This window comes from Gilliamella sp. Fer4-1, from assembly GCF_001690515.1.
Lineage (GTDB): Bacteria > Pseudomonadota > Gammaproteobacteria > Enterobacterales > Orbaceae > Gilliamella > Gilliamella apicola_C.
In genome coordinates this window covers 1-7,011 of the sequence record NZ_LZGZ01000274.1, presented here as the reverse complement: position 1 = coordinate 7,011, position 7,011 = coordinate 1, and the positions used below count along the sequence as shown (strand labels likewise).

General features: G+C 32.5%; 7 protein-coding genes and 1 tRNA gene. 4 read left to right on the top strand and 4 right to left on the bottom strand.

Annotated features, from left to right (window positions below; all coding sequences use genetic code 11):
* Window positions 1-346 precede the first annotated feature (346 nt).
* Together A9G30_RS09635 and dnaQ are read right to left on the bottom strand one after the other, a co-directional pair.
* Window positions 347-423 (bottom strand) — tRNA-Asp (locus tag A9G30_RS09635).
* A gap of 111 nt (window positions 424-534) precedes the next feature.
* Window positions 535-1,272, bottom strand: a complete 738-nt coding sequence (gene dnaQ, locus A9G30_RS09630; RefSeq protein ID WP_081295793.1) for a DNA polymerase III subunit epsilon — start codon at window positions 1,270-1,272, stop codon at window positions 535-537.
* A 238-nt stretch (window positions 1,273-1,510) separates the two neighbouring features.
* Between dnaQ and rnhA the strand changes: the two genes are divergently transcribed.
* The 3 genes from rnhA (at window position 1,511) to A9G30_RS09615 (ending at window position 4,063) form a co-directional block, all read left to right on the top strand.
* A complete protein-coding gene (gene rnhA, locus A9G30_RS09625) occupies window positions 1,511-1,984 on the top strand; it encodes a ribonuclease HI (RefSeq protein WP_065588811.1) in 474 nt (157 codons plus the stop codon).
* 73 nt (window positions 1,985-2,057) lie between these two features.
* Window positions 2,058-2,786, top strand: a complete 729-nt coding sequence (gene gloB / locus A9G30_RS09620) for a hydroxyacylglutathione hydrolase (RefSeq protein ID WP_065588810.1) — start codon at window positions 2,058-2,060, stop codon at window positions 2,784-2,786.
* Window positions 2,787-2,995: 209 nt separating this feature from the next.
* Entirely contained in the window at window positions 2,996-4,063 is a 1,068-nt protein-coding gene (locus A9G30_RS09615) for a transglycosylase SLT domain-containing protein (protein ID WP_176700890.1), read from the top strand.
* Here the strand turns inward: A9G30_RS09615 and A9G30_RS09610 are convergent.
* Together A9G30_RS09610 and gshA are read right to left on the bottom strand one after the other, a co-directional pair.
* Window positions 4,044-4,823, bottom strand: a complete 780-nt coding sequence (locus A9G30_RS09610; protein ID WP_065588808.1) for an endonuclease/exonuclease/phosphatase family protein — start codon at window positions 4,821-4,823, stop codon at window positions 4,044-4,046. The two genes, A9G30_RS09615 and A9G30_RS09610, sit on opposite strands and share 20 nt — an antisense overlap.
* The gene (gene gshA / locus A9G30_RS09605) at window positions 4,816-6,387 is read right to left on the bottom strand and encodes a glutamate--cysteine ligase (protein ID WP_065588807.1); all 1,572 of its coding nucleotides are present in this window, start codon (window positions 6,385-6,387) and stop codon (window positions 4,816-4,818) included. The genes A9G30_RS09610 and gshA overlap by 8 nt, the downstream gene beginning before the upstream one ends.
* Window positions 6,388-6,683: 296 nt before the next feature.
* Between gshA and A9G30_RS09600 the strand changes: the two genes are divergently transcribed.
* Window positions 6,684-7,011: hypothetical protein (locus tag A9G30_RS09600; protein ID WP_141672069.1), on the top strand; the 328-nt coding region annotated here is incomplete at its 3' end.

Below are 7,011 nucleotides of genomic sequence, written 5' to 3'. Positions count from 1 at the left end.
TAATTGTAGAAAATCATTTTACATTACAAGAGGTGCAGTTTAGATTTTAGACATTGATTAGCTTATCGCTCACTTAGATAGCCAAGTTTGCTTAAAAAATTTTAAATAAAATTTAGCAAATTATATATAGGCTGGGCAATAATTTTATACTAACACTCACATCTACCTGAAATTTTTGACGGAAATAACGCGGATTTTTTATTTTTCAATATAATTGGATGAAAGTTAATTTTAAAAATTAGAAAACACAATAAGCATGGCAACTTTTGACAAAAATTATTAGCATATTCGTAGAGGTCATTAGACTATAATGGAAAATTTGATTGGTATAACTACTGTATGGAATTGGCGGAACGGACGGGGCTCGAACCCGCGACCCCCTGCGTGACAGGCAGGTATTCTAACCAACTGAACTACCGCTCCGCTTTTTAGTCACTTAGATGAAGAACATCTAAATTAGGTGCAATATTAAAGATTATTTTTAGTCTCGTCAATAAAAAATTTTAAATTGAAATTTAATTGAATACAAAACAATCATTGCAACGAATTCCATAATGCACCGCCACATTTTTTATCAATTTTCTTCAAAACTGCCTCATGTTCGGAAAGTTCATATTCTGTTGCTTTAATGACTTTTAAAGGAACACCACTACGCTCTACTCTTTTTATTGCATTAGGTTCAGATGAAGATAAATTATTGTCTTCTGAACTAAAAGATAACGTCGTTTGCCCCCCTGTCATAGCTAAATAAACTTCAGCTAGAATTTCGGCATCTAGTAAAGCACCATGCAATGTTCGATGAGAATTATCGATCTGATAGCGTTCACATAATACATCTAAGTTGTTACGTTTACCTGGAAATAGGCGCCTTGCCATGGACAGGGTATCAGTGACAAGACAATGATCAGCAGTTTTAAAATCTAGCCCACAAAGACGAAATTCATAATCCATAAAGCCTACATCAAACGAGGCATTGTGAATGACTAATTCGGCACCATCAATAAATTTAATAAAATCGTGGGCAATATTTTTAAAAATAGGTTTATCTTTAACAAATTCATCACTTATACCGTGGACTTTAAAAGCTTCCTGATCAATCAAACGTTCTGGGTTAATATAAACATGGAAATGATTACCCGTTAATCGGCGATTTATGACTTCAACGGCACCTATTTCAATAATCTTATGACCTTCATAATGATTATTACCCTCTTGATTCATACCTGTTGTTTCTGTATCTAATACGATTTGGCGTGTAGGATTATGTATCACTTTCTTCTCTTTTATATCAGTAATTGGGGAAAAACGTTTTTAATGGTATAGTCTAACACCAAAACCCTTTAATGTTGATACCTGATACTTGATAAACAAAATAAGGTCAAATGGTTAAATTTGTGGGGGGAAATCAACAAATAGAATAAAGCCCAATTATTGCATTCTTTCAATTGGAATAAAAAATTTAACTAAAACAACAAATTTGATCAACAATATTGAGAAAAGAAATCAGAACATGCTAAAAAAGATAGAAATATATACAGATGGTTCTTGCCTTGGTAATCCAGGTCCTGGTGGTTATGCAGCTATTTTAAAATATAAAGAAACTGAAAAAATATTATCAGAAGGTTTTTTTAAAACAACGAATAATCGTATGGAATTATTAGCTGCGATTGTTGCTTTAGAAAAATTAAAACATCCCTGTCAAATTGAACTATATTCTGATAGCCAATATTTGCGTAATGGTATTATCAATTGGATAAATGGCTGGAAAAAAAATGGCTGGAAAACAGCCAACAAAAAACCCGTAAAGAATGTCGACTTATGGAAAAGGCTTGATGAATTAGTGCAACCTCATAAAATTGAGTGGATTTGGGTCAAAGGTCATGCAGGGCATATTGAAAATGAACGTTGTGACATTATAGCTAAAACACAAGCTCAATCCCCTACTTTACAAGATATGATATTTGAACAATCTGTAGATAATTAACTTATAAAATAGTGTTATTCAACAAATATAAATTAACTTGCTTTAGAAAAATAACTAATGGTATAAACGTAATATGTATCAATTACATAGTATTAAATCCTTAAAAGACAATTATATTTGGATTCTAACTAATCCTAATAATCAAGCTGTGATTATAGATCCTGCCGAAGCTGAACCTGTGATTAATTATATTAATAAACATCAATTATTACCCCTTGGAATTTTACTTACTCATCACCATAACGATCACACTGGTGGGGTATATGAATTAAAAAATCAATATCAAAATATTGAAGTCTACGGTCCTAGAGAAATTGATTTACCAATTAATTATCTTATTAATCAAAACAGCGTTTGTATTGGTGATTTTAATTTTACTGTCATTGCTGTACCAGGGCATACGCTTGGTCATTTAGTATATTACTGTAAGCCTTTTTTGTTTTCTGGAGATACTTTATTTTCAGCGGGTTGCGGTAGAATTTTTGAAGGTACTTATCAGCAAATGTTAGATTCGCTAAATCATTTAAAAAAACTACCTAATGATACTTTAGTTTGTGCAGGGCATGAATATACTCTATCCAATTTAGCATTTGCCTCTCAAATGCTAACCGATGATGAAAACATCAAAAGCTACTTAAATTCGATTTCAAAACAATCGCAAACATTACCGTCTATTTTATCTAAAGAAAAACAAATTAATTTATTTTTGCGATGCCATGAAAATCAATTGCAAAATAAATTCAATTTTAACAATGAATTAGATTTGTTTGTTTTTTTTAGGAGCCAAAAAGACATTTTTTAGGTATAATATTTAACTCAATTTAGATGAAAACTTACGAACCAATGAAAAAGTTATTAATATTTACAGCGTTATGTTTGTTTTTAATCGCATGTCAACATAATGGACCGCGATATAATCCTATAGTTAAAATAAAGTATTCCAGAAACACAGCTAATAATATAAATAGTTCTCGTAATTATGCATCTATCACGCAAAATCCATGGCAATATATGCTTAATCAGATTGACGCATATATTCCAGAAAATAGTCGCGTTAATGCAGAGAGAGAACGATTATTACGTAATCCTAAAGGATTTGAAACGATTGCCTCACGTTCAGAGCCTTATGTCTATTACATAATAAATCAACTTCGTAAAAATAATCTACCTGCTGAACTAGCTTTAATTCCTCTTATTGAAAGTGCTTATGACCCACTTGCAACATCATCAGCACAAGCAGCGGGACTATGGCAATTTGTTCCAATTACAGCTAAAGAATACGGGCTACAACAAAGTAGTTCATTTGATGCTCGTCGAGATCTTATTGCATCCACTAACTCGGCTATTTCTTTGTTACAAAACTTAAATAACCGCTTTAACGGTGATTGGTTATTAACTTTGGCGGCTTATAATGCAGGTGAAGGTCGAGTAAGAAGAGCCATTGAAAAAAATCAGGCTAAAGGTTTACCAACTAATTATTGGTCACTAGAATTGCCGACAGAAACTATGCATTATGTTCCTAAAATTTTGGCAATTATTGATATTGTTAAGAATAATAAACGATATGGAATTAAATTACCTGATTGTAATTATGAAAACTCACTTGTTAGAATTGATATATCTAAAAATATTTCATTAGCTAAAATTGCTAAATACTCTAAGTTATCGCTTGATGAGTTAACAACATATAATGCAGGGTATGTGCAACAAACAGTAAATGGTCCTTTCCATTTGCTTGTTCCTTATGCTCATGCGGCAGATTTATTTAAGAAATTGCAAGCAGATAACCTTGTTGTCAATGAGATTACAGAACTTCTACAAGATACTCCTCGTACTAATATGCCATTTGAATTTAGATCAGGTTTTATGCAAAACAATAGTATTGCACGTAAAGAGAGTTTTTCTAGAAATGTGAAAAAGATTGCCTATCTTGTCAAAGCAGGTGATAGCCTTTACTCTATCGCTCAAAGTTATCGTGTAAAGATTACCGATATATTGCAGTGGAATAATCTCAAGAATTCTAAAGTACAAGAAGGCGATATCTTAACAATTAATCTTGCTAATGCAAATCCAATCTAAAATTGACTAATAGAGGATTATGATCTGAAGTTGTTGTACTAATGATTTCAGCAGCATTAAGTTGTAATCCTCGATAAAAAACAAAATCAAGCGGTCTTCCCATAAATGTTTTTCGAATATCCAATGAAAAATTAACAGGCTTAAGCTCAATTGAGCGCACGAGATGATACAACAAATTTAGTCGCTGCTTGCTCCATGCATTAAAATCCCCAGCTAAAATAACTGGACCGTTATGCGCTTTTATTCGAATTAATAGCATACGTATTTGTTGACGGTAGACTTTTACACCAATACTGAAATTTATAGCATGAATATTCGCAACTAATAATTGCTTTTTAGAATTGTTGATAGGATAAATAGTAATTAAAGCAGATTTAGGGACACGAATTAATGGCTCTCTTTCTCTGAAAGAAAAAAGAGAAGCTGGCAATACATCTGAAATTGTCATTACGCCAGCATAAATATCATTAAAACAATATGCTGGAACATGATCGGCAATTTTATTATGTTGTGAAATAAAATTAAGTAACGGTGATGTGGTTTGAGCTTCTTGTAATAAAATCAGTTTAGTTTTATCAGCATGTCGTTTAAGAATATCGATACAGTCAGCTTTTTTTTGTTTAAAAATATTCCAAACTAAAACCGAAAAGGAAGTTTGATCGATTAACGGCTTATTTACTATGATTGGTTGATTAGGCAAGATTAACTCAACTTCATTACTTGCCTGATATCGTAATGTATAATGTCGTTTTTTAAACATCTTTTCCGTTCAACTTATTCTGCAAATATTCATCAAAAGATAAAGTATCACTCTGCTCTTTTTTGTTCTGTTTTTCAATAGATAAATTACGTTGTTGAACAAAATCACCATCAGTTAATAATGCTAAAGGCTCAGCAATAAGCTGTTTTCTATATTGACTTGCTAAAGCTAAACCAAATTTTTCCGTACCTAAATCACTTATTGCTTGCAATGTTCTTGCTGATAAAGTTAATTCAGGTTGATCAAACATTAAGTCTAAATGCTCGCAGACAGTGCGATAGTTTTTTTCATCGTCTTGATGATCTAAAACATCAGCAACACGTAATAAGTCTTTAAATAATTCATGCCCAACTTTAGCCAAAGGCTCTCGATAGCTATCACAACCCATACCGATTTCAAGTCCTGGTTTTCGACCCTCCATAATGACTCTATTCCAATTTAGTTTAGCACATTCAAGCTCTTGGCTACTCATTTCAGGAGCAGGTGCTAATGCACACCAAATTAAAAAAAGATCAATAAAGCGTATTTGCTCTTCGGTAATACCCACCGGTGAAAAAGGATTAACATCTAATGCTCGCACTTCAATATACTCAATACCACCACGCAAAAGAGCATCTGACGGTGACTCCCCTGCCATTGGTACTCGTTTAGGTCTAATTGGTGCATAAAACTCATTTTCAATTTGTAAAACATTGTCATTTAATTGGCGATAGTGGCCATCAACCTTAATACCTAACTTAGCAAATTCTGCTGACTTGGTATGAGTTGCACGTTTTAGGCCTTCAACATAGGTATCTAAATGATTAAACGTAATACCAAGCTGTTTTTGTGCATTATTTGTATACCCAATGTCACTTAATCTTAATGAGGTTGCATAAGGTAAATAACAGTTTCCATTAGTCTGCTCAATAAATGCTTTAGCTTTTTGTAGATCTTGAATAAATGAAGAACACATCGATGGCGATGCACCAAATAAATAAGGAATAACCCAACCGAAACGATAATAATTGCGAATTAGCGTAAAATAGCCCTCCGAAATGACCGCTTTACCTTCTTCGGTATTTTTTACTCCATCTCTTGCTTGCCAAAATGCAGTGGGCAATGAAAAATTATAATGAACCCCCGAAATTGTCTGCATCATTGCACCATAACGGTTTTTTAACCCTTCTCGGTAAACTGTTTTAAAGCGTCCTTCATTTGAGGTACCATATTGCGCAAGAATAATATCTTCTTCATTAGCAACAAAACAAGGCATGCTTAAAGGCCATATCATTTCATCACCGATATTTACACTAGCATAACGATGCAAATCGCGCAAAAATGTCAACATATAGTCAATATTGCTATTAACGGGGGTAATAAACTCTAACATTGATTCGGCAAAATCAGTCGTTATCCACGGATGAGTTAATGCTGCCCCAATTTTTGGCGGAAATGACGTTTTTGACAATGATCCATCAGGCAAAATGCGTAAAGTTTCACGTTCAAGACCTCGTTGAATACCTTGCAAAATGGTATAGTGTTTTTCTAACCAACTGAGTGCTTTTGAGACATTAGGAATCATAATCTTGCTTTTCCTACATTAAGTTTTTATAAGGTTAATATTATCATAATTTACTCGTTACTATAGATCATTTTGGCATTTTGTGAATGGCTAAAATGAATAACGCGTGTTGTAGAAATAAAATAAAAAATAATGCTGCCTATTATCAATAGTTAAAACTGTCGAGGTAAATTTTTATCTATTGCATAGATAGTATTTACTAATCATAATTGAAATCATGATCAATAGAGTAAACATTATGCCTGCTTTGATGCAATTCCCTTGTGGTTATGTACTTAAGGTTTGAGGATATTGACATGAACACATTATTTTCGACATATAGCCACTGTTTTGGCATTAACATTAAGAGAAATAAAGCAATAAAAATTAGAAAAACCATAATTCATAATTTCAGAAAGCCTTTTATAAAAAAAGATATAAAAACGCATGGTCCCTTATGGAGTCAATATATTGCACCTCAAGGGGCAATTGATATTAATAATTTTGATATAGATAAAAACATATTGGGTTATGTGTTAATTGATGGAAAAGGCAACAATCTACATCTATTTTTATCTTCTTTAGAAAAGTTTTTATCCTATCTTGAAAATAGAAATGATGGGATATTTCCGCCCATTTATTTTG